Annotated in this window: 26 protein-coding genes; 5 read left to right on the forward strand and 21 right to left on the reverse strand. The window is 58.9% G+C overall.

The genetic code is table 11. The annotated features are described in order from the left end of the window. Nucleotides 1-130 precede the first annotated feature (130 nt). Both B7L09_RS11025 and tsaA read left to right on the forward strand, forming a co-directional pair. Nucleotides 131-901, forward strand: coding sequence for an SDR family oxidoreductase (locus tag B7L09_RS11025; RefSeq protein ID WP_094468828.1), 771 nt, complete (start codon nucleotides 131-133; stop codon nucleotides 899-901). A 183-nt stretch (nucleotides 902-1084) separates the two neighbouring features. Then, nucleotides 1085-1786 carry a tRNA (N6-threonylcarbamoyladenosine(37)-N6)-methyltransferase TrmO gene (tsaA, locus tag B7L09_RS11030; protein WP_094468870.1) on the forward strand — a complete coding sequence of 234 codons (702 nt, stop codon included), beginning with the start codon at nucleotides 1085-1087 and terminating at the stop codon, nucleotides 1784-1786. 122 nt (nucleotides 1787-1908) lie between these two features. Here tsaA and fpr read toward each other — a convergent pair whose 3' ends face one another. Further along, nucleotides 1909-2688, reverse strand: a complete 780-nt coding sequence (gene fpr / locus B7L09_RS11035; protein ID WP_017529767.1) for a ferredoxin-NADP reductase — start codon at nucleotides 2686-2688, stop codon at nucleotides 1909-1911. 121 nt (nucleotides 2689-2809) lie between these two features. Here fpr and B7L09_RS11040 point away from each other — a divergent pair, with 121 nt between their 5' ends. Beyond that, a complete protein-coding gene (locus tag B7L09_RS11040) occupies nucleotides 2810-3736 on the forward strand; it encodes a LysR family transcriptional regulator (RefSeq protein WP_176457688.1) in 927 nt (308 codons plus the stop codon). Here B7L09_RS11040 and B7L09_RS11045 read toward each other — a convergent pair. From B7L09_RS11045 to B7L09_RS11055, 3 genes are all read right to left on the reverse strand, one after another. Continuing rightward, nucleotides 3733-4095 (reverse strand): diacylglycerol kinase, encoded by a 363-nt coding sequence (locus B7L09_RS11045; RefSeq protein WP_094468829.1) that lies wholly within the window; start codon nucleotides 4093-4095, stop codon nucleotides 3733-3735. The genes B7L09_RS11040 and B7L09_RS11045 overlap by 4 nt on opposite strands. Nucleotides 4096-4170: 75 nt before the next feature. Further along, nucleotides 4171-4821: a response regulator transcription factor ErdR gene (erdR, locus tag B7L09_RS11050; protein ID WP_094468830.1), complete on the reverse strand. Its 651-nt coding sequence runs from the start codon at nucleotides 4819-4821 to the stop codon at nucleotides 4171-4173. A 208-nt stretch (nucleotides 4822-5029) separates the two neighbouring features. Further along, on the reverse strand, nucleotides 5030-5788 hold the full coding sequence (locus tag B7L09_RS11055; RefSeq protein ID WP_094468831.1) for a tRNA-uridine aminocarboxypropyltransferase: 759 nt from the start codon (nucleotides 5786-5788) through the stop codon (nucleotides 5030-5032). A gap of 189 nt (nucleotides 5789-5977) precedes the next feature. Between B7L09_RS11055 and B7L09_RS11060 the strand changes: the two genes are divergently transcribed. Then, nucleotides 5978-6403 (forward strand): PA3611 family quorum-sensing-regulated virulence factor, encoded by a 426-nt coding sequence (locus B7L09_RS11060; RefSeq protein WP_008153984.1) that lies wholly within the window; start codon nucleotides 5978-5980, stop codon nucleotides 6401-6403. Here B7L09_RS11060 and B7L09_RS11065 read toward each other — a convergent pair whose 3' ends face one another. Continuing rightward, on the reverse strand, nucleotides 6404-6598 hold the full coding sequence (locus B7L09_RS11065) for a hypothetical protein (RefSeq protein WP_094468832.1): 195 nt from the start codon (nucleotides 6596-6598) through the stop codon (nucleotides 6404-6406). 477 nt (nucleotides 6599-7075) lie between these two features. On the opposite strand from B7L09_RS11065, the gene B7L09_RS11070 reads away from it, so the two are divergent. Continuing rightward, nucleotides 7076-8194, forward strand: a complete 1119-nt coding sequence (locus tag B7L09_RS11070; RefSeq protein ID WP_094468833.1) for an LOG family protein — start codon at nucleotides 7076-7078, stop codon at nucleotides 8192-8194. Nucleotides 8195-8251: 57 nt separating this feature from the next. Here B7L09_RS11070 and recX read toward each other — a convergent pair whose 3' ends face one another. From recX to B7L09_RS11150, 16 genes are all read right to left on the reverse strand, one after another. Next, nucleotides 8252-8719, reverse strand: a complete 468-nt coding sequence (gene recX, locus B7L09_RS11075) for a recombination regulator RecX (RefSeq protein ID WP_094468834.1) — start codon at nucleotides 8717-8719, stop codon at nucleotides 8252-8254. Nucleotides 8720-8730: 11 nt separating this feature from the next. Next, nucleotides 8731-9783 carry a recombinase RecA gene (recA, locus tag B7L09_RS11080; RefSeq protein WP_094468835.1) on the reverse strand — a complete coding sequence of 351 codons (1053 nt, stop codon included), beginning with the start codon at nucleotides 9781-9783 and terminating at the stop codon, nucleotides 8731-8733. Between the two features lie 83 nt (nucleotides 9784-9866). Further along, nucleotides 9867-10367 (reverse strand): CinA family protein, encoded by a 501-nt coding sequence (locus B7L09_RS11085; RefSeq protein WP_094468872.1) that lies wholly within the window; start codon nucleotides 10365-10367, stop codon nucleotides 9867-9869. Nucleotides 10368-10447: 80 nt separating this feature from the next. Beyond that, nucleotides 10448-10975 (reverse strand): lysis system i-spanin subunit Rz, encoded by a 528-nt coding sequence (locus tag B7L09_RS11090; protein ID WP_094468836.1) that lies wholly within the window; start codon nucleotides 10973-10975, stop codon nucleotides 10448-10450. Then, nucleotides 10957-11520: a glycoside hydrolase family 19 protein gene (locus B7L09_RS11095; RefSeq protein WP_094468837.1), complete on the reverse strand. Its 564-nt coding sequence runs from the start codon at nucleotides 11518-11520 to the stop codon at nucleotides 10957-10959. The genes B7L09_RS11090 and B7L09_RS11095 overlap by 19 nt, the downstream gene beginning before the upstream one ends. Before the next feature lie 3 nt (nucleotides 11521-11523). Further along, complete coding sequence (locus tag B7L09_RS11100) at nucleotides 11524-11928, reverse strand: phage tail assembly chaperone (RefSeq protein ID WP_010462727.1); 405 nt, start codon at nucleotides 11926-11928, stop codon at nucleotides 11524-11526. Between the two features lie 11 nt (nucleotides 11929-11939). After that, nucleotides 11940-13151 carry a hypothetical protein gene (locus B7L09_RS11105; RefSeq protein WP_010462729.1) on the reverse strand — a complete coding sequence of 404 codons (1212 nt, stop codon included), beginning with the start codon at nucleotides 13149-13151 and terminating at the stop codon, nucleotides 11940-11942. Nucleotides 13152-13190: 39 nt separating this feature from the next. Next, the gene (locus B7L09_RS11110) at nucleotides 13191-13751 is read right to left on the reverse strand and encodes a tail fiber assembly protein (protein ID WP_010462731.1); all 561 of its coding nucleotides are present in this window, start codon (nucleotides 13749-13751) and stop codon (nucleotides 13191-13193) included. Between the two features lie 7 nt (nucleotides 13752-13758). Further along, nucleotides 13759-14853, reverse strand: a complete 1095-nt coding sequence (locus B7L09_RS11115) for a hypothetical protein (RefSeq protein WP_010462733.1) — start codon at nucleotides 14851-14853, stop codon at nucleotides 13759-13761. A gap of 125 nt (nucleotides 14854-14978) precedes the next feature. Beyond that, nucleotides 14979-15494, reverse strand: a complete 516-nt coding sequence (locus B7L09_RS11120) for a hypothetical protein (protein WP_042932334.1) — start codon at nucleotides 15492-15494, stop codon at nucleotides 14979-14981. Then, nucleotides 15491-16642 (reverse strand): hypothetical protein, encoded by a 1152-nt coding sequence (locus B7L09_RS11125; protein WP_010462737.1) that lies wholly within the window; start codon nucleotides 16640-16642, stop codon nucleotides 15491-15493. Before B7L09_RS11125 ends, B7L09_RS11120 begins: the two co-directional genes overlap by 4 nt. A gap of 11 nt (nucleotides 16643-16653) precedes the next feature. Next, nucleotides 16654-17253 carry a YmfQ family protein gene (locus B7L09_RS11130; protein WP_010462739.1) on the reverse strand — a complete coding sequence of 200 codons (600 nt, stop codon included), beginning with the start codon at nucleotides 17251-17253 and terminating at the stop codon, nucleotides 16654-16656. Further along, the gene (locus B7L09_RS11135) at nucleotides 17244-18284 is read right to left on the reverse strand and encodes a baseplate J/gp47 family protein (RefSeq protein ID WP_010462741.1); all 1041 of its coding nucleotides are present in this window, start codon (nucleotides 18282-18284) and stop codon (nucleotides 17244-17246) included. Before B7L09_RS11135 ends, B7L09_RS11130 begins: the two co-directional genes overlap by 10 nt. Further along, the gene (locus B7L09_RS11140) at nucleotides 18274-18672 is read right to left on the reverse strand and encodes a phage GP46 family protein (RefSeq protein ID WP_010462743.1); all 399 of its coding nucleotides are present in this window, start codon (nucleotides 18670-18672) and stop codon (nucleotides 18274-18276) included. The genes B7L09_RS11135 and B7L09_RS11140 overlap by 11 nt, the downstream gene beginning before the upstream one ends. Next, entirely contained in the window at nucleotides 18672-19181 is a 510-nt protein-coding gene (locus B7L09_RS11145) for a phage baseplate assembly protein V (RefSeq protein WP_010462745.1), read from the reverse strand. Before B7L09_RS11145 ends, B7L09_RS11140 begins: the two co-directional genes overlap by 1 nt. Nucleotides 19182-19255: 74 nt before the next feature. Next, nucleotides 19256-20299 carry a phage baseplate assembly protein gene (locus tag B7L09_RS11150; RefSeq protein ID WP_010462746.1) on the reverse strand — a complete coding sequence of 348 codons (1044 nt, stop codon included), beginning with the start codon at nucleotides 20297-20299 and terminating at the stop codon, nucleotides 19256-19258. Nucleotide 20300: the final 1 nt, after the last annotated feature.

Genomic DNA, 20300 nt, shown 5'->3' on the forward strand with positions numbered 1-20300 from the left:
AGCAAGCCGGCTCCTACAAAGGGCAGCCGCATGCCAAGCTGTATAGATGTTCATTCCTCGCAAAAATAGTGGCTCCGCTTCTGGCGGCTGACGACTAGGGTGTATTGACCCTCAGCTCTCAGGATTTGCCATGCACCCGTACTTTTCCCTGCAAGGCCGCACCGCTCTGGTGACCGGCGGCACCCGTGGTATCGGCAAAATGATCGCCAAGGCCTATGTCGAGGCCGGTGCCACCGTGTACGTCTGCGCCCGGGATGCCGAAGCGTGTCAGCAAACGGCGGATGAATTGAGCGCATTCGGTCGTTGCCACGGAGTGGCGGCCAACCTGGCCAATGAAGAAGGTGTGCTGCAACTCGCCACGCGGCTGGGCGAACAGATCACTCATCTGGATATTCTGGTGAACAACGCCGGCACCACGTGGGGCGCGCCGCTGGAAAGCTACCCGGTGAAGGGCTGGGAGAAGGTCATGCAGCTCAACGTGACCTCGGTGTTCAACTGCATCCAGCAGTTTTTGCCACTGCTGCGCAAGGCCGGTTCAGAAGCAAATCCGGCGCGGATCATCAACATCGGTTCGGTGGCGGGGATTTCTTCCTTTGGCGAACAGGCGTATGCCTACGGACCGAGCAAGGCGGCCTTGCACCAGCTGTCGCGGATTCTGGCGCGGGAGTTAGTGAGCCAGCACATCAACGTCAACGTGATCGCGCCGGGGCGCTTCCCGAGCAAGATGACGCAGCACATTGGCAACGATGAGCAGGCGCTGGCGGAGGATACGGCGTTGATTCCGATGAAACGCTGGGGCCGGGAGGAAGAGATGGCGGCGTTGGCGATCAGTTTGGCGAGTACGGCTGGGGCGTATATGACCGGTAACGTCATTCCTCTTGATGGTGGGTTCAGTCTCTAGATCGGCGGTGCGGCTATCGCGAGCAAGCTCGCTCCCACAGGTTCTGTGGCGTATGCAAACTTTGTGTCCGTCCGATAACCCTGTGGGAGCGAGCTTGCTCGCGATGACGGACTGATTGGCGCCACCGATCCTGAGGTCGACCGGGTTATCATGCCCACCCCCATTCTCACCTCGACCCAAATCATGACCTACAGCGTTTCCCCCATCGGCTTCGTGCGTTCCTGCTTCAAGGAGAAGTTCGCCATCCCGCGCCAGCCGCAACTGGCGCCGGCCGCCCGTGGCGTGCTGGAACTGGTGGCGCCGTTCGATCAGGGTGATGCGGTGCAAGGGCTGGAACAGGTCAGTCACGTCTGGCTGCTGTTCCTGTTTCATCAGGCCCTGGAAGAAAAGCCACGCCTGAAAGTCCGCCCGCCTCGCCTGGGCGGCAACAAGTCCATGGGCGTGTTCGCCACCCGCGCCACGCATAGGCCCAATGGCATCGGGCAATCTGTGGTGAAGCTGGACAGCGTCGAGGCTGATCGGCTGTGGATATCGGGCATCGACCTGCTCGACGGCACGCCGATTCTCGACATCAAACCCTACGTGCCTTACGCGGACATCGTAGACACGGCCTCCAACAGCATCGCCAGCGCCGCGCCGCATTTGATTCCCGTGCAGTGGACGGATTCAGCGCTGCAACAGGCTCACGGCCATGCTCAGCGGCTTGAAGAGCCCTTGGTCGAGCTGATCGAGCAATGCCTGGCACAAGACCCACGTCCGGCGTACCAGGTTCCTACGCCCGAACGGGAATATGGCGCGCAGTTCTGGGATCTGGATGTGCGTTGGCATTACCCCGAGGCGGGCGTGATCCGCGTCCTGGAAGTCATTCCCGCCTCCAACCTGTAGGAACTGTGTAGGATTTGTGTCAGGCATAAAGAAGCCCCCGTTGCCTGCACANTNTGTGTCAGGCATAAAGAAGCCCCCGTTGCCTGCACAGGCAATGGGGGCTTTTCAGTGAAGCGTTGTGCTTACTTCTCGACGAACGCACGCTCGATCAGGTAATCACCCGGCTCACGCATACGCGGCGAAACCTTCAGGCCGAAGCTGTTCAGCACTTCGCTGGTCTCGTCCAACATGCTTGGGCTGCCGCACAGCATGGCACGGTCGTCCTCGGGGTTGATCGGAGGCAGGCCGATGTCGCGGAACAGCTTGCCGCTGCGCATCAGGTCGGTCAGGCGGCCTTCGTTTTCGAACGGCTCGCGGGTCACCGTCGGGTAGTAGATCAACTTGTCACGCAGCGCCTCGCCGAAGAACTCGTTCTGCGGCAGGTGTTCGGTGATGAATTCGCGGTAGGCGACTTCGTTGACGTAACGCACGCCGTGGCACAGGATCACTTTTTCGAAACGCTCGTAGGTCTCCGGGTCCTGGATCACGCTCATGAATGGAGCGAGGCCAGTACCGGTGCTGAGCAGATACAGGTGTTTGCCCGGCTTCAAATCGTCAAGCACCAGGGTGCCTGTCGGTTTTTTGCTGATGATGATCTCGTCGCCTTCCTTCAAGTGCTGCAATTGTGAAGTCAGCGGGCCATCCGGCACTTTGATGCTGAAGAACTCCAGATGCTCTTCCCAGTTCGGACTGGCAATGGAGTAAGCGCGCATGAGCGGGCGGCCGTTGGGCTGTTGCAGGCCGATCATCACGAACTGACCGTTCTCGAAGCGCAGGCCCGGATCGCGGGTGCACTTGAAGCTGAACAGAGTGTCGTTCCAGTGATGAACACTGAGGACACGCTCGTGGTTCATGTTGCTCATGTACGGGGAACTCCTGGAAATGGGTCTGCGCCGNTGNTNTGCGCAATTGCACAGCATTCTAATGGCGGCGACAATATCTGTTAACTGGATTATTAAGATAAGGGTTATCGGTTATATAGATATGCGATTTACTCTACGTCAACTTCAAGTATTCGTCGCCGTCGCCCAGCAGGAAAGCGTATCCCGTGCTGCCCTGACGCTCAACCTCTCGCAATCGGCGGCGAGCACCTCGATCACCGAGTTGGAGCGTCAATCCAGCTGCCAATTATTCGACCGCGCGGGCAAACGGCTGAGCCTCAACGCCCTTGGCCACCAGCTATTGCCCCAGGCCGTGGCGCTGCTGGACCAGGCCAAGGAGATCGAAGACCTGCTCAACGGCAAGTCCGGCTTCGGCTCCCTGGCGGTCGGCGCCACCCTGACCATCGGCAATTACCTGGCCACCCTGCTGATCGGCAGCTTCATGCAGCAGCACCCCGAGAGCCAGGTGAAGCTGCATGTGCAGAACACTGCGAATATCGTGCACCAAGTTGCGCACTATGAAATTGACCTGGGTCTAATCGAAGGCGACTGCAGCCATCCAGACATCGAGGTGCAGAGCTGGGTCGAGGATGAGCTGGTGGTGTTCTGCGCGCCGCAGCATCCGCTGGCCAAGCGTGGCATAGCGACCATGGAGGAGCTGAGTCACGAGGCGTGGATTCTGCGGGAACAAGGCTCTGGCACGCGGCTGACCTTTGACCAGGCCATGCGCCATCACCGCAGCGCGCTGAATATCCGCCTGGAACTGGAACACACCGAGGCGATCAAGCGTGCGGTGGAATCGGGATTGGGGATTGGCTGCATTTCCCGGCTGGCACTGCGCGATGCATTTCGCCGCGGCAGTCTGGTGCCGGTGGAGACACCGGATCTGGACCTGGCGCGGCAGTTCTATTTCATCTGGCACAAACAGAAATACCAGACCTCGGCGATGCGCGAGTTTCTGGAGCTGTGCCGCGCTTTCACCGCCGGGGTTCAGCGCAGCGACGAGATCGTGCTGCCGAGCATTGCTTAAATCAGAATCACGGCCCACACCAGGGTGATCATGGTCAGTGCCACGAATTGCGCGGCGCTGCCCATGTCCTTGGCGTTTTTCGACAAAGGGTGACGGTCGAGCGAGATGCGGTCGATCGCCGCTTCTACGGCTGAGTTGAGCAGCTCGACGATCAACGCCAGCAGGCACACCGCGATCAGCAAAGCGCGCTCGACCCGGCTGACGTGCAGGAAAAAGCTCAACGGGATCAGGATGACGTTGAGCAGCACCAGTTGCCGAAAAGCCGCTTCACCGGTGAAGGCTGCGCGCAGGCCGTCCAGCGAGTAACCGGAAGCGTTAAGGATGCGTTTGAGGCCGGTTTGGCCTTTGAAAGGAGACATAGAGTAGGCAACTGACCAAAAAGGAGTGGGAAAGCTAGATCAACCAAAGTCAAAAAAGCGTGAACAGGCCAACTCTTAGTGGCTCGAAATTGACTCAAGTTGTTGCAAGAGCAACGCAGCCTGGGTGCGAGTCCGCACNTTCAATTTGCGGAANATCGCCGTGACATGGGCCTTGATGGTCGCTTCGGANACGCTCAGCTCATAAGCAATCTGCTTGTTCAGCAAACCTTCGCAGACCATGGTCAGCACCCGGAACTGCTGAGGTGTCAGGCTGGCAAGGCCTTCACTGGCGGCCTTGGCTTCAGCGGAAACGCTCACGGCTTCGAACGCCTGAGGCGGCCAGAACACATCGCCATCGAGCACCGCACGCACGGCTTTCTGTATGACGCTCAGGTCACTGGACTTGGGAATGAAGCCGCTTGCGCCAAATTCACGGGACTTCACCATGATCGAAGCCTCTTCCTGGGCCGACACCATGACCACCGGAATTTGCGGGTATTGCCCGCGCAACAGCACCAGCCCCGAGAAACCGTAGGCACCTGGCATGTTGAGGTCGAGCAGCACGAGGTCCCAATCGGACTTTTCGGTGAGGCGGGCTTCCAGCTCGGCAATGCTGGCCACCTCAACCAGGCGCACGTCCGGACCAAGGCCCAGGGTNAACGCCTGATGCAGGGCGCTACGAAAAAGAGGGTGGTCATCGGCAATCAGGATTTCGTATGTGGCCATTTTTCTAATGATCCTGTTTTCAAACAACTCAAGGCACAGCCACGCAGCTGCACCAGCAGGGCACGTTCAACGCCAATTACGTGGCTATCACGCAAAGAAAACGGCGTATCAAACTTTGGCCGCGCCCTAATCGGCGCCAAGCATGCCCAGCGAAACCGGGGTGGTCAAGGTGCATGGCCGGTACAGTTCTTTGCAGTATGGGCGACAATCAGCAGTTGACCGGGGCCGCGTTCTGCACGAAAGGCATCAGCTCGGTGTGGGCCGGCGTTGCCACGTTCATGTCCAGCTGATGTTTCGCATCAAGGTAATGCTGGCTGAACACGTCGAAATAAGCGTCCAGCGCCGAGGCCGCCTCGGTATCGCCCGCCAGGTCCAGGCACAGTGCCGCCACTTCGGCGGTGCACAAATGCTCGCTGCGGGTCGAGCGGCGCAGTCGATAGCGTGAAAGCTTTTCGGGCAGCAGGCTCAAAATCGGCAAGCGATCAAAATACGGGCTCTTGCGGAATATCTTCCGGGCCTCGGTCCAGGTCGCGTCGAGCAGAATGAACAGCGGGCGCTTGGTGCTATCGGCTTCGACGGTGTTCGTCACTCGTTCAGGCTCGACGTATTCACCCGGGAAGACCAGATACGGCTGCCATTGCGGGTCGGCCAGCAACGCCAGCAACTGCGGATCCGTTTCCGTGCGTGACCAGATAAAGGCATGGTTGTCGCGCACCACGTCGGCGATCAGCCAACCGGTGTTGCTCGGTTTGAACACTTCTTTGTTGGTCATGATCAGGCACACGCCGGAGCGGGCCTCGACCTGCGGACGCCAGGCGCACAGGCAGTGACTCTCGATCACGCGACAGGCACGGCACCGCGGTGCCCTCCAGCCACGGGCCTGAATCGGCTTGATGCCCTCCTCCTCTCGCTCGTCGCGCAAGCGGGCGACGGCGTTTGCAGCAAAGGGTGGAGTTACTGGGCTCATCGCAGGCAGCACCGGAGGGGAAAGAAAATCGACACGAAAAACACTCGGCAAGGCAGAAAGTGGCGGCAGTTTATCAGAGCGGCCGGCGCAAGCCTGTACCGTCCAGGCCTCGTCCCCTATAATTCGCCGCCACTGAACGCACAGTCATGTGACAGGTCGAACCACCAGTCACTGAACCAGGAGAGTTTCATGCTGCGCCTTATCGTTCCCACCGCTGCCATTTTGCTGGCGTCGTCCTTCAGCGCTCAGGCTGCGTCCTTGAGTGAGCAGAATCTCAACCGAGAACTGCGAAACGTCGCCACACAAAGCAGTGTCGGTACTCCACGGGCGATCAACGAGGACATTCTTGATCAGGGCTACACCGTCGAAGGCAACACGCTGATCAACCATCTGAGCGTACAAAGCAGCCACGCCAACAAGATGCGTGCCGACCCCAAGGCCGTGTATTTCCAACTGGGCGCCTCTGTGTGCAACAACCCATCGTTCCGCAAACTGATGGCCAAGGGCGCGGTCATGCGTTACGACTTCACTGAGGTGAAGACCAACCGCTCGGTCGGTTCGGCCAGCTACCAGGAATCGGATTGCCCGAAAGCGGCACCGGCCAAGAAGAAGTAATCATCGGGAATTGGCGCGCCGTTGTTCATCCTCGGCGCGCAGTTCTGCCACCAACGCCTGCAAATAGCGCGAACGCCGCTCGCCGCCCTCCAGACGCCGGCAGCACTCCTCTTCGAGACTCAAATGATTGGTCTCGGCGGATGATTTCAGCAATCGATACAGCTGCGTATCGATTTCCAGAATGACTCTGGCCATGGTGTCCAGCCTCCCTGCACCTCGCCCTGCTTGAGCGAAAAATCCTTGAACCGCTTGGACTGTGCGTCCTGCCTTTGACGCAAAGTTGTCGTGTCACGCCTGTAACTTAGTAAATCAGAGCGCCGGGCCTGCGGCACGCGTTCGGACGAACGGTGAATCCACCTTGCAAAGCCTCAATAAGCGGTTGCCAGGAAAGACTTTGCGGCGCAATGATCAAGGCAGCGAGAATCTCTGCAAGGGTCTAGATTCAGAGTGTTCACGATCACTTTTCACGGCAGGAAAGGGGCTGCCCGTCGCGTGTCTTGTTGTGCGAACGTTTCTTTCATCCAAGGGAAAAACAGAGCCTGTATGGACGACTCGAACCGAGTCGGGTGGAGCGCCCAGGCATGGGCTTGGGCAGACAGCGACACATGACGTGTCGCGGCGCTGACGACTGCTTTGTCGGTGCCGAGGGTTCTGTGCAGAAGGAGAAGTTGAATGCCTTACCAACCGAATGACCTCCTGAGCCGTCATTTCGAAGAAAGCGGCCACGACCTCATCAGCAAGGTCGAAGAGCAACTCAACCTGGTTTCACCCAACAGCCCGAACATCCCCATTTACCGCGACATGATCCTGACCGTGCTGCGCATGGCCCAGGAAGATCACAACCGCTGGAACGCCAAGATCACCCTTCAAGCTCTACGTGAACTGGAGCAAGCCTTCCGCGTGCTCGAGAAGTTCAGGGGACGACGCAAGGTCACGGTTTTCGGCTCGGCGCGCACGCCGATCGAACACCCGCTGTACGCCTTGGCCAGGGAAGTCGGCACGCTGCTGGCGCAATCCGACCTGATGGTGATCACGGGCGGCGGTGGCGGCATCATGGCGGCTGCCCACGAGGGTGCGGGCCTGGAACACAGCCTGGGGTTCAATATCACCCTGCCCTTCGAGCAGCATGCCAATCCCACCGTCCAGGGCACCGAGAACCTGCTGTCTTTCCACTTCTTCTTTACCCGCAAGCTGTTCTTCGTCAAGGAAGCCGACGCGTTGGTGCTGTGCCCGGGCGGTTTTGGCACGCTGGATGAAGCACTCGAAGTGCTGACCTTGATTCAGACCGGCAAAAGCCCACTTGTGCCGGTGGTGCTGCTGGACGCACCGGGCGGCAAGTTCTGGCAGGGCGCGCTGGACTTCATTCACCATCAACTGGAGGAAAATCGCTACATCCTGCCGACCGACATGAAGCTCGTGAGCCTGGTCTACAGCGCCGAAGAAGCGGTTGAGCAGATCAATCAGTTCTACGGCAACTTCCACTCCAGTCGCTGGCTGAAGCATCAGTTCGTGATCCGCATGAACCACAAGCTCAGCGACCTGGCGCTCGAACACATGCAGGAAGCGTTTGCCGACCTGTGCCTGAGCGATCACTTTCATCAGCACGCCTATAGCGGCGAGGAGCACGATGACGCGCAGTTCAGTCATCTGGCGCGGCTGGCCTTCAACTTCAACGCCAGGGATCATGGCCGTCTGCGGGAGCTGGTGGACTACATCAACCTGCCGGAAAACTGGGCCCATTCCAAACCCCAGGCGCAACAGCGCACGCGAGAGCCGTCCAAGGTGACGTGAGGCAAAATCGAGGCAAAAAAAAAACGGCCCGCTATCGAAATAGCGGGCCGTTTTTATTCAATCATCCATTCCCCGACCGCTGAACAAGCGGCCGATCATTTCCATGGAGTATCCCCGATAACTCAGGAAACGCCCTTGCTTGGCGCGTTCCCGGACGTCTATCGGCAGATGCCCGGCAAATTTGCGTCGCCAGGTCTCTTCCAGTTGCTCCTGCCAATTGATACCGCTCTCGCGCAAGGCGAGTTCGATGTCGTTACGTTGCAGGCCGCGCTGGCTCAGTTCTTCGCGAATTCGCAAAGGGCCGTAGCCGGAGCGAGCACGGTAAGAAACGAAGCTTTCGAGGTAACGGGATTCGGACAGCAGGCCCTCTTCCGTCAAACGGTCGAGTGCTGTGTCAATCATTTCAGGGNCTGCGCCTCGCTGACGCAGTTTACGCGTCAGCTCGACTCGACCATGCTCGCGGCGAGCGAGCAGGTCCATCGCAATGCGCCGAACGGCGACGAGTGTATCGAGTACGGCGGTCATCATCGGATCAATCAGATATCAGCGTCAGCCAGGTCATCAGCCGTCTCTTTGACTGGCGATGCTTTGACGTCCGGCGCCGGGGTCAGCAACTTGTCACGCAGTTGCTTCTCGAGCGTGGCGGCGATNTCCGGGTTGTCCGCCAGGAACTTGGCCGAGTTGGCCTTGCCCTGACCGATCTTGCTGCCGTTATAGGCATACCAGGCACCGGACTTCTCGACGAAACCGTGCAGCACACCCAGGTCGATCATCTCGCCGTTCAGGTAGATACCCTTACCGTAAAGAATCTGGAACTCGGCCTGACGGAACGGCGAAGCCACCTTGTTCTTAACGACTTTGACGCGGGTTTCGCTACCGACGACTTCATCACCTTCTTTCACCGCGCCAGTACGGCGGATATCCAGACGGACCGAAGCGTAGAACTTCAACGCGTTACCACCGGTGGTGGTTTCCGGGCTGCCGAACATCACGCCGATCTTCATACGGATCTGGTTGATGAAGATCACCAGGCAGTTGGCGTTCTTGATGTTACCGGTGATTTTACGCAGCGCCTGGGACATCAGGCGGGCTTGCAGGCCCACGTGCATGTCGCCCATTTCGCCTTCGATTTCAGCTTTCGGCACCAGGGCTGCCACGGAGTCGACCATGATCACGTCGATGGCGTTGGAACGCACCAGCATGTCGGTGATTTCCAGGGCTTGTTCACCGGTGTCCGGCTGGGAAACCAGCAGGTCGTCAACGTTGACGCCCAGCTTGCCGGCGTACTCAGGGTCGAGGGCGTGCTCGGCATCGACGAACGCGCAGGTGGCGCCCATTTTTTGAGCCTGGGCAATCACCGACAGGGTCAGGGTGGTTTTACCGGAAGATTCAGGACCGTAGATTTCAACGATACGGCCTTTTGGCAGGCCGCCAATGCCGAGCGCGATGTCCAGACCCAGAGAGCCAGTGGAAATAGCCGGGATCGCCTGACGGTCGTGATCGCCCATACGCATTACGGCACCCTTGCCGAATTGACGTTCGATCTGACCCAGGGCCGCAGCCAAGGCTTTCTTCTTGTTGTCGTCCATTAAAGTCCTCACGTAATCAATAAGGCCTGACGGCCAACACCTGTATAAGTAGACAGTATTGTTCCACAAAGATCCGGGATCGCCTACCCCTGATTTGAGATTTCTCCAGCGGCATGGCGCAGCAGCCCCTCTAGCGCGGCCTTAACCGTTTGTCGGCGGACCTCATCACGGTTACCGGCGAAGTGCTGCACCTCGCTGAACACCTGCTCACCGACGCCCCAGGCCAGCCAGACAGTGCCGACCGGTTTGTTCGGCGAACCGCCATCCGGGCCGGCGACACCGCTGACCGCCACGGCAAANNGCGNNNGGCTTTTTTCCTGGGCACCGCGAACCATCGCCTCGACCACTTCGCGACTGACCGCGCCCACCGCAGGGAACAATTCGGAAGGCACGTTCAACTGCTCGGTTTTCTGCCGGTTGGAATACGTCACATAACCGGCCTCGAACCACGCCGAACTCCCCGGAATGCGAGTGATCGCTTCCGAGATCCCTCCGCCGGTACAGGACTCGGCTGCGGTGACGTGGGCATTCAGAACCTGCAAGCGCCTGCCAAGTTCAGCGGCCAGTTGAGTGATTTCTTTCACGGTCATCTCCTGAGCGAGCGGAATGAGCACTACCGTACACGAGCGAATTGCGCTTGCAAGGCACAGGATCGATCAAAATGTTAGCGAGCGACGGCTCTGACATAGGCCTGGCAGGCCCGCAAGGCAATCAGTCCGTTATCACCGTCGTCGGTGATGCCGATAATTCGTTGAGCATGCGCCGGGTCAAGTCGGGCTCGCGGGGCGTCATTATCCAGGCTGCGGGTGCTGGCGGAGGCTGGCACTGAATGGCTTGAGGCAGCATCGAGGAGGACTGACAAGCGCAGATCAGCAGTGGCAAGACGATCGCGCAGGCGACCTTGATCACGTTGGGCATCGCTAAGCGCTCGGTAATGGGTTTGCTCACTGGCCGACAGACGCTGCTCCAGCGCCAGACGCTTGTCCTGTTCGGCCTGTTGCTGCCTTGCGGCGGCCAGCGTCAGCTGATTCAGTGCCTCGGCATGCAACCTGGCCTGTTCCGCCATTTGCCGGCCATAACGCCAATCCTGAAAGTGCCAGGCCAGCGCCGCAGCGCCGACGGCCAACACCGCCAGTAACACAACAAGGCCGATCACCCGGTAAAAAATCGGCATCAGGCCGAAGACTGGCATAACACCGCCCTCGCCCGCGCCCAGAGTTGCAGGCGATCTTGCAAGCCGTTAAGGCCGCCATTGATGCGGCGGGTGATGCTGTTGAACTGATCGCGATCGGCCAGTTCGTTCAGGCCGTTCTGTTGCCAGAACCAGGCGGCTGATTCGGCGGCCCATTGGGGCTTTTCCAGCAACTGCGGAATAAACACCAAGCGATCATCGCCGAACAGGCCGAGGCTGCATTGACGGTAGTTGTCGCGACCGGTGATCTGGATCAGGCCCCGGCCCCGGTACTTTTGGCCGTCGCCGTCGAGCACTGGTGTATTACCCAAACGTGCGGCCAACGTGCCGGTGTCGTACTTGCTCAAGTACTGATCGCTGCCGAGTTCACGCACGTAATGTAGTTGTCCAGATTCATGGCCAACTTGCGCCAGGAAGGCGGCGGCGCGTTTCGGGGTGTTGATGCTGAAACGAAGCATGGCGGTGTTGAGAGCGGAAATGAAAACGCCCGCTTGTAAGCGGGCGTTAGGAAATATTTGTTGTAACTGAGCTGAAGTGAGAGACATGGGTCATGTTCCATTGGCCGTTGTTTTTAACCAGACAGGCGCCAGGGGTTTGCTGAAGTCTTTTGGAAAGTTGGCCGTTGAGGGCCAGTCACGCAGATCCTGCCGGTAATCCAGCAGTTCATGATATTGATCGCTGTTCAAGGTCATCGGAGTGCCCGCCGCTTGCTGATCGCGATCACGGTCGACCAGCCATTGGCTGGCGGCCAACGCTTGATCCCGCCAGGCTCGAGCAACAGTCTCTGGTTCGGGTTTCGCTTCTGAAGCACCGTCCAGAATCACAGGCAACGGCACACCACCGCTCGCCAACCATTGCTGATATTCATCCCAGAAACGGTGATGAAGGGGAACGGTTGCCCCGTCAGGCAGACGGATGACAGTGTCCGGATCTTGAGTAAGTTGATAGCTCATAAGAAACCTCCTTAAAGTTCGGCGTCGGCGGTGACGTGGATGTAGTACGACTGAGCGATCAACCCGACATCGGAGTTATCCACCCAGACGCCGCGAGTCGAAACCCCAAGCGCCCGCGCATTAGCCGATGACATATCGTCACTTCCCGAACGCCATTGCCCAGCAACTCCCTTTGACGTGGTGGTATACAAACTGAGACTCGGAGTACCTCTCTTTTCAACCTTGAAAGTCCACTGAGCCAAGGGCTGTGAGGCGAACCCTGTTTGCCCCTGTTTCACTGTGGATATCAGTGCACCGTAGGGACCTGTCACGGTGCCCGGCGGCACATCCTGACTGTAGGTTTTTTCGTAATAACGCTGGCACATCATCAACTCATCGCCCGGGCTACGGAGCTCGAACGGCGTTGACACTCGCCCCTCTTCCAACTGAACCTGCGCCAGGTCAATGACTTGCAAAACATTCATAGGCAGGTCGAAGGACAGCCGCAGAAAGTCATTACCACTACTTCCTAATGACTTACCCGCCAAGGACGGAACTTGAATCGTTGCACTGTATCGGGACCACGAAGTCTTGAGTTGAAAGCTGCCCACCGGCGTCACCGTATCCACGCTACCGCCCGCACCGAAATACTGTGCGATCGTCACATTGATTTGACGCGCCGTGTCGGCCTTGGCCCAGAACGTCAACGTCGCGGCTCTTCCCGCCAAGGTCCTGACCGATTCGATAGCCTGGGAGATCTTATGTACGCTGGCGCCAACTCCCGCGGTGATTTGCTGCCAACGCATAAAGTAACGGGGTTCATTGGGGACCTCGGTCTGACCCAGTGCAAAATTCTGCCTGGAAATATTCACCCCGGCGCTCCCGTTCCAGTCGCAACGAAAACGGTCAGCAATATAGGCCCCGGTATAAGGTCCCAAGTTGGCTGTCCCGCGCTGCCAGATATCGAAGTTGCCATTAATCAGCAGGTTTTTGCGATAAACCTGTACAGGAAAATTCTGTTGCGGGTCGAGTTTCGCCAACTCCTTAATGGCCAGGCTCAACTGATCCGTTTGATTTTCGGAAGGCATCAGTCCGGCAGCTGTGATGGTGTTGACGATTTCCTGGGTGACGGCATTGCCCCAAGTGGCAGGAATCAGGGAACCGGGGGTTCCGGCGACCGGGTTTTCATCGACAAATTGGCCGTTGACCAGCCCCGCGCTGGTTACGCTTTTTGGATAGTCCATCTTATCTACTCTGGTTGTAGGGCATAGAGGCTGTTGGGGTCACTCGGTCGAACCTGGAAGTTGCGGCCAGTCAATCTCAGCTGGAAAGGTTGCTTGCCGTTCAAGACGATTCAACTCAACGCTGTAGAGCTTCCACTCCATCAATGCCAGTTGCTCATCATGAGTGGCGTCACCCATATCTTCGGCATATTGAAGAGGGGCTATGCGCAAGACCGCGTCACCAAGCAGTGCGTCGCGCTTGGCCAGCAACTGATTCCTCAAATCTGCCAACCGCGCCTGTTCGTCCAACTCCCAGGTGTTATCGCGCCAGATATAAAACTCTCCCGGCCACGGAGCAGTAGTAAAGGTGTCGGGCAACTCCCCGAGTTCATTCCAGACCTGCCGGGCTCCACCTTCTTTGCGATAAACCACGCCACGCCGGTCAATCACTTCGCGCGGAACATCATTGACCAGCGCCCAGCTACGGCCTTGTTCCGCCGGAGGTAATTCAAATGAAAGCTCCACGGCATTACCAGGAAGTTGAATGCCAATACCCGGCGTCACAAAAAACTCGACAGGCCCGGACAAGGCCCCCGAGTTATCAATCAGATAATTAAACATGGACACCTCAGATAAGTTTGATGCGGCCGGGATAGGCGATGTTGCGAGGGCGGGATTTGAAGGCGAAAAGCAAGGTATTGGCAGCATCCATTTGGTAAGAGGTGCCCGCAGGGTAGATAGGACCACCGTTGCTTAACCCCGATACATACTGAATTTCCTCACGGGTATCTGCGCCAAATGCGGCCAGGCTATCGGACCATCGCGAACCCACCGCACCGCCACCGTTAGCCCCTTGTACATAGGAATGGATCGAGCCGCGCTGGAAGGCGCCCATGGCCCGATCCGTATCAACGCCACGTCCTTCGTCCAGAACCCTCAAGAACTCCCCGCGGTTTTCAGGACCACGAAACGTCAACGCACCATCACCACTGGTCCACTTGCCTTCGTTGCCCACTCGCGCAGCCTCGGTGCCAAGCATTCCCGATTGTTGGGCGTGATCCCACAACCAAGGCCATTGCGCACGGTTCATGACCGTACCGTTGAGCGCCCCATAGCCACCGGGGCTGAGCAACGTGGTGGTTTCGAAAAACGGTCGACCCAAAGGGGTATTGTCAAACCGCCCCACAGGCCACCAACTACCGGCGCCATCGCTGCGCAAATGCCACCAGTCGCCGCCGCCCATCAACACCAGGAACGTGTAACCGGTCGCAGATAAATGGGTGTGAAATCTGATGCGATCAGTGCCGGCAGCCTGGATAACCAGTCGGTTGCCGCTGTTGTCCACGCGTCGCACAATGACGTCGCGAATGCCCATGGCAACGTTGGCCGGCGCAAGCGTGATAGTGGCGGCTGCGGAGCTGGCGTCAATCAACACCAGACCAAGTTCTTCTGGCACCAGCATTTTCGATGCAGCCAATCGGGTGACCACCGAGCGCATCGGACTGGTCACGCCGATAATCGCCTGGATCGCCTTGAGCAACTGACCGTTGTCCGCTTCCGACGCGGCCATTCCGGCCCCGGCCACAACACCCAGAATCTCTTGCGTAACTGCGTTGCCCCACACCGCCGGAATCAAAGATCCCGGCGTACCGGCCACCGGGTTTTCATCGACAAACCGGCCGGCCACCAATCCGACACTGGGGATGCTTTTTGGATAATCCATCGTTCTGCTCCCTTTAATAAAGTCCTGCATGGCCATGGCACAACGGCAATGCAGGTCATGTTTGAAAAAAAACAAAAACACCCACGGAAGTGTGGGCGTTGGGTACAGCGGATATTTCGAATGGATTAGCCAGCGAGGTCGTTCGCCACAGCACGTATTGCGGCAATCGCGTCTTCACTGACTTGATTGGCGAGATCGGTTTTACCCTTGGCGATATGAACTTTGATTTGTTCTTTCGCTTTCAAACGAAGGGTTCGAAGTGTCAGCAGCCCCTCCTTGAATCGAGCTGCCTTGGCAATGATCTGATCTACCGCCTGCCTGGCGGTACGTCCTTTGACGACCCAGGCAGACACCGAGAGGGGCACCGCTTTTTTCGGATAGCCTTCGTCTATGTAAGCCTGAGCCTCGGCAGCGGCTTGTGCGTATTCCATGGCCTTGAGCGGATCACCGGCCAGAGCATTGCGCGCATAGTCCGCCGCCGCATCAACTCTGGCGCACAGGCGTTCGATGTTCAGCTGTTCCATTAGCGCGACTTTCGAAGCATCCGGCACCCACTTTTCTCCATCCCATGCGTGCGCAACAGAAGGTTGTGGGGGACGAAGTCCGTCCTCGAATTGATGAAGCTCTTGAATAACGTTCATCGAATCAGCTCCCAAGAAAAACTGATATTGACGGCGGCACTGAAATTGACCGCGATACCCGAAACATAGTCAGTCACGGGATGGTTCTTGATGCCCATGCTGAACAACAGTTCATCGCTGACGGCACTGGTCGAACCCAATGTGTGTTCCGCCTGGTAGGACTGCCACAACGAGCGTAATTGCGAATGGTCAAAACTGGCGGTCAGGGTGGTAACCGTTACATCGTTGACAAAGTTATTGGTGAAAATCGTACACGGCAGCGGTGTTGTCCAACCGCCGTCATGGTTGGAGCTGGTTGTCAGCGCCGGTGAGAGAAAGCAGTAGTTGCCACCCACCCAACCCGACAGCGCAAAAGCTACACCGGAGATATCCGTCGACGAGGGCGTCGGGTTACCGACGATCAGGCGTGCCGAACGCGCATGGGGATCGAGAGGTAGATAAATGGCGCCTGTGCCATTTACGGTTTGCGTCCAAGTGAGTCTCGAACGGTTGTAAATAGGGAACACTGACGGCACCGATCCAGGTGTGCTGCTAATGATCCAGGCGAGACACATGTCCAGCGGAGTCGATTGAAAACCGCCTCCCCCCGCCCCATCTGGCGTGCCTTTCAAGGAAGCGGGGGCAAGGTCATACAGACTGCCGCGCTGGGTATAGAACTTGAGCACACCCCCCACCACCTGAGCCCTCAAGAAATACCAGGCATTCGGCAACATCTCCGCACTGCTCCAGGCCTGGGTGGTAAACGTGCGTAACCGTCCCAACTGCCCCGCCACCACTTCCTGGCCCAGGCTGACCAACACCCCGGCCGGAATTGACACTTTCCCGCCGCTGGTAGACACCGCCATCGGAGTCACCGACAGACGCCCGTCAGCTGTAGCCACAGTGGGTGTCGGCAGCGAGCCAATCGGCAACGCTGAATCGAGATTCCAGCCCTTGGCCGAAACGCTCTGAATGGCTTGCAGCAATTGGTCATACTTCGTCTCGTCCGGTGTCAAATCTCCGGCCTTAATCACGTTCACAATTTCCTGCGTCACCCCATTGCCCCAGCTTGCCGGAATCAGTGACCCCGGCGTCCCGGTCATCGGGTTCTCATCGATAAACTTGCCGTCCACCAACCCGGCGCTGGGCACTTTCGTTGGAAAATCCATCTCTCTACTTCCTAGTCATAATTGATGTGCACCTTGGTATGCGCCGGGGCACTGCGGTGGATCAGACACTCCAGGGCTGAGCCCGGGTTCATGCCGAAGCGTTCGCCCCAGTAACTGGCACCGAAACGTCGACCGAGCAACAAACGCCCGCCAGTGTTGAGCGTCCACATGAACTGCACCTGCCATGTGCCAAAATGCGCCGCACCGAATCGTGCGCGCCCCATCCGCGGGGCTTCGTGTTCGGTGATGGTCGCGTTCGGGTAGCCTTGAGTGCGGGCGATCTCGATGTAGTAGCTGACGGCCTGACTGCCGACCGCGAGCAGTCGGCGGCGCACGGCAAGTCGTCGGTCGTCGAACAGCGGCGTGGCGCCAAGACACGGGTCGGGCAGGTTCATCACTCGCTCCCAGTCCGGCACCAGTTCGCTGACGCCTGCCGGGTCCATCTCGTTGAGCAGGTCGGCGGCGCGAGCGTCGAGGCGAGCCAGTTCCTGAGACACGCCTTCAAGGACCTCCTCGAGTTCCGGCACTCGTTCGGGATCCCAGGCCGGGCCGCTGGGCAGCAAACTGCGCAGTTGCGCCTGGTACTGCGCGGCGGTTCTGATCACTGCCATACGCACCCCCCGAAGGTCAGCAACTGGTTGACGGCGGCTTGCACATTGGCTGACGGACTGGCCAGTACATGATCGCTTTCACCCGTGGCGCTGCTGATCGCTTCACGGATGTGGCTGATCAGCAAGGTGTCACCCAGGCCGGCTTCGCGGTTGTGCAGATCGCGCAGTTGCGCCTCGACAGCGGCGCGGACAGCGCTGGTATCGGGCGTCAGACTCAGTTGATAGGTGACTGGCTTTTGTACCGGTGGCAACACGTGCAACTCGGCGGTAACCGGGCGCAGCGGTTCGATGTAGGCCTGGACTTCAGCCAGTTGCACGGGGGTGGGCAACGGTTGTGGATCGTCATCGCGCATGATGAACAAGCCAACGGTGCCTGGGCCCAGGTAACTGCCGCGGCACCAGGCACGGGTGACCCCGGGAAATTCCAGCGCCCAGGTTTCGTAATCTTGCGCCGAACCACCATGGGGGATGATGCGATAGGAACTGATCACCCTGGACCGCAGGGACTCCAGACTTTCCTGCGCGACACCACCGATCAATCCCGGAGCCTCAACAGTGAAGCTGCTGCCGACAATGCCCAGAATCGGCTGCACCGGAATCAGCGTCAGGCCGGCGTCTGCATTGCCCAGGCTGCCAGCGTCGAGCGCTGCGATGGTCGTGCTGTTGAGGCCATTGCTGGTGGTGCGTGAAGCGGTGACTTTATACGTGCGACCGTCGCTCGATTGCAGCAACGTGTCGACGTCCAGCACAGCACCGGCGCTGGCGGTAAAACTGACACTGCCCGTCGCCGCTTGCGCCGCTTTACGTGGCTGGTTCAGGCGCAATGCGGCGATCCGTTCCAGCGTCGACTCATCGGCTTTGTCTGGCAGAATCTGCTCGGCAATCCAGTCAAGGTAGCCATACAGACCATAAGCCGCGCCGCCGAGGGTTCGGGCCAGCACTTGCGCATCGGACTGGCGCAGCGAATCGCTGGCCAGGTCGCTTTGGGCGCGTTTGATCAGCACCGGCAGCGAAGGAGTTTCAAACGGCATAAATCACCTGCCAACTGTTATCAGGATTGATGTCCAGGCGCTCGCCGTCGGCCAGGGTCAGGACCGTGCGCAGGTTCAGGCGCTGGGCGTCGAGGCGTTCGCTGATGATGTCGATGGCGCTGCAATGGCCGTCATCGAGCAGCCATTGCAAGGCTTCACGGGCATAGAACTCGGCGTCCATCTGGGTCTGGCGGGTCAACTTGACCCGGCGCAGCAGCCACAGCCGCGAGCCGATCCGGTCGTCCGCCACTGTCGGAAAGGTGTCGCCCCACCAGCCGAAACGTTCTTCGTCATCGAGGGCATCGTCATCGGCGGCGCGGCGCCAGGTGAACAGGCTGATCAGCACTGAACGGGTCAGCGCGGCGTGGAGGTTCTGACTGATGAACATCACTGCCCTCCTGCCGGTACACCGGTCTGGCCATTGCCCGCCTGCACGCCGACGTGCACGTGCTTGATCTGGCTGATGCCGCCGGCAATCTGATCGCCAGTGGAGACGACCTTGCCCGTCTGATTGATCACCGGCGTGTCGATGTTTACGGCGGTACTGGCGCGGATGTTCAGGGTCGCGGTTTCGATGTCGATGACCCGCCCGCGCTTGAAATGGATCTTGTCGCCCTCGTCGGTGTAGATCGCCACTTCGCCCTGGGCCAGGGCCTTGAGGCGATAGCGACGGTCGGCGACCACCAACACGATGGCGTGGGAACGGTCACCGCCCAGAAACGTGGCGATACCTTCGGCGCCGGCCAGCGGATTGCTGGTGAAACCGTAGGGTTCGAAGTGCTCCATGTCGTCGTTCACTTCGCCGGCGGTGAGGCGCATTTGCAGCGATTGAAGCTTGGTGGCCGAGTTGGCGAGCACGACGGTGCCGCGCGCCAGGAGGCGTGTCAGTAGGCTCATTGGGTTTCCTTCGGATAATCGGCCCGAACGCGATCATTCACAGAATGGGCCGCACGGAAGATCCGGCGCCAAGTTCAAGCTTTCTTGGGCGGCGCGGGGTTGGCGTCGAACGTGTGAGGTGGCGCGACTTGCAGGGTTGTGATTGAGCCCTGCTGCGAAAGCGAGTAAGTGACCTTGGAAATCAGCATATCGCCATCCACTTCCAGCACCGGATCCTTGACCCGCACCAGTGTGTTATGTCGCCACAAATCGCCGTTCGCTTGCCGCCAGCCTTGCACTTGATAGGTCGTGGTCAAGGCCTTGCCCATACGGGTGGCGCTTTCCCAATTGGCCCTTTGCAGGGCCAGTTCTGGGGTGATCTGCATGCCTTCATTGATCACCGTGGTTCGCCGTCGCTTGAAGCCAAGGTCCGTGGAAACCGCCTCGACCTCGCTGACCGCCGCCCCGCTTTTCTTGTCGTCACCCTTCTGCTGGCCAATCACCCGGTATTCGGAAAACACCTGGCTGTAGTCCGTCGGCGCGTTGGCCGAGAGAATGTTCTTGCCCAACTCCAGCGCTTCACTGGCACGCCCACCGCTGCCCGGCCGTGCGAGCACGACCCGGCCTTGCGCATCATCGGTGGAAAACACTCGGAACAACGACAGCAATCGGTCGATGGACTGGAAAACCGTCTCGCCGGGCACAATGGTGTGACTGTCTCGCCGAGCCGTTTCCGGGATTTCACTGACGACATAACCGCCGTAGGTCGAGACCAGGTCTTGCACGATTCGCAGCAGCGATTGCTGGTGCCACTGGTTGGGTTTATTGGTCGCGGCACAATCCACCAGGTCCTGGGTCTTTGAGCTGCCTTCAATGCTCAGGCTGATGCGTTGCCCGTCATAGCTGATGGGTGCCTTGAACACATAACCAGTCAGCACCAGATCACTGCCGATGCGCACTTCGCAGGGTGCGCCGGGTTGAATCCGGCGCACCTCGGTCTGCCCCGGCCATTGCCAGGTGATGTCGAGTTTGAAGGTGCGGAACTGACGCTCCAGGTCCGCCGTGATTTCTACGCTTTTCCACCCGCCGTATTCCAGATTGTCGACGGTCAGCGTGACGCGGTTATCCTGCTCGTTCATG

This window comes from Pseudomonas mandelii, assembly GCF_002251635.1.
In the GTDB taxonomy this organism is placed as follows: Bacteria; Pseudomonadota; Gammaproteobacteria; order Pseudomonadales; family Pseudomonadaceae; genus Aquipseudomonas; species Aquipseudomonas mandelii_B.

Coding starts and splice junctions, on each gene's coding strand:
- B7L09_RS11150 (WP_010462746.1), bottom strand. CDS start 20,299: ATGAACGAGCAGGATAACCGCGTCACGCTGACCGTCGACAATCTGGAA.
- tsaA (WP_094468870.1), top strand. CDS start 1,085: ATGACCTACAGCGTTTCCCCCATCGGCTTCGTGCGTTCCTGCTTCAAG.
- B7L09_RS11125 (WP_010462737.1), bottom strand. CDS start 16,642: ATGGATTTTCCAACGAAAGTGCCCAGCGCCGGGTTGGTGGACGGCAAG.
- B7L09_RS11140 (WP_010462743.1), bottom strand. CDS start 18,672: ATGTTCATCAGTCAGAACCTCCACGCCGCGCTGACCCGTTCAGTGCTG.
- B7L09_RS11060 (WP_008153984.1), top strand. CDS start 5,978: ATGCTGCGCCTTATCGTTCCCACCGCTGCCATTTTGCTGGCGTCGTCC.
- B7L09_RS11025 (WP_094468828.1), top strand. CDS start 131: ATGCACCCGTACTTTTCCCTGCAAGGCCGCACCGCTCTGGTGACCGGC.
- B7L09_RS11040 (WP_176457688.1), top strand. CDS start 2,810: ATGCGATTTACTCTACGTCAACTTCAAGTATTCGTCGCCGTCGCCCAG.
- B7L09_RS11100 (WP_010462727.1), bottom strand. CDS start 11,928: ATGAGCTATCAACTTACTCAAGATCCGGACACTGTCATCCGTCTGCCT.
- fpr (WP_017529767.1), bottom strand. CDS start 2,688: ATGAGCAACATGAACCACGAGCGTGTCCTCAGTGTTCATCACTGGAAC.
- B7L09_RS11120 (WP_042932334.1), bottom strand. CDS start 15,494: ATGAACGTTATTCAAGAGCTTCATCAATTCGAGGACGGACTTCGTCCC.
- B7L09_RS11045 (WP_094468829.1), bottom strand. CDS start 4,095: ATGTCTCCTTTCAAAGGCCAAACCGGCCTCAAACGCATCCTTAACGCT.
- B7L09_RS11105 (WP_010462729.1), bottom strand. CDS start 13,151: ATGGACTATCCAAAAAGCGTAACCAGCGCGGGGCTGGTCAACGGCCAA.
- B7L09_RS11090 (WP_094468836.1), bottom strand. CDS start 10,975: ATGCCAGTCTTCGGCCTGATGCCGATTTTTTACCGGGTGATCGGCCTT.
- B7L09_RS11130 (WP_010462739.1), bottom strand. CDS start 17,253: ATGGCAGTGATCAGAACCGCCGCGCAGTACCAGGCGCAACTGCGCAGT.
- B7L09_RS11110 (WP_010462731.1), bottom strand. CDS start 13,751: ATGTTTAATTATCTGATTGATAACTCGGGGGCCTTGTCCGGGCCTGTC.
- B7L09_RS11095 (WP_094468837.1), bottom strand. CDS start 11,520: ATGTCTCTCACTTCAGCTCAGTTACAACAAATATTTCCTAACGCCCGC.
- B7L09_RS11135 (WP_010462741.1), bottom strand. CDS start 18,284: ATGCCGTTTGAAACTCCTTCGCTGCCGGTGCTGATCAAACGCGCCCAA.
- B7L09_RS11115 (WP_010462733.1), bottom strand. CDS start 14,853: ATGGATTATCCAAAAAGCATCCCCAGTGTCGGATTGGTGGCCGGCCGG.
- B7L09_RS11070 (WP_094468833.1), top strand. CDS start 7,076: ATGCCTTACCAACCGAATGACCTCCTGAGCCGTCATTTCGAAGAAAGC.
- B7L09_RS11065 (WP_094468832.1), bottom strand. CDS start 6,598: ATGGCCAGAGTCATTCTGGAAATCGATACGCAGCTGTATCGATTGCTG.
- B7L09_RS11055 (WP_094468831.1), bottom strand. CDS start 5,788: ATGAGCCCAGTAACTCCACCCTTTGCTGCAAACGCCGTCGCCCGCTTG.
- B7L09_RS11145 (WP_010462745.1), bottom strand. CDS start 19,181: ATGAGCCTACTGACACGCCTCCTGGCGCGCGGCACCGTCGTGCTCGCC.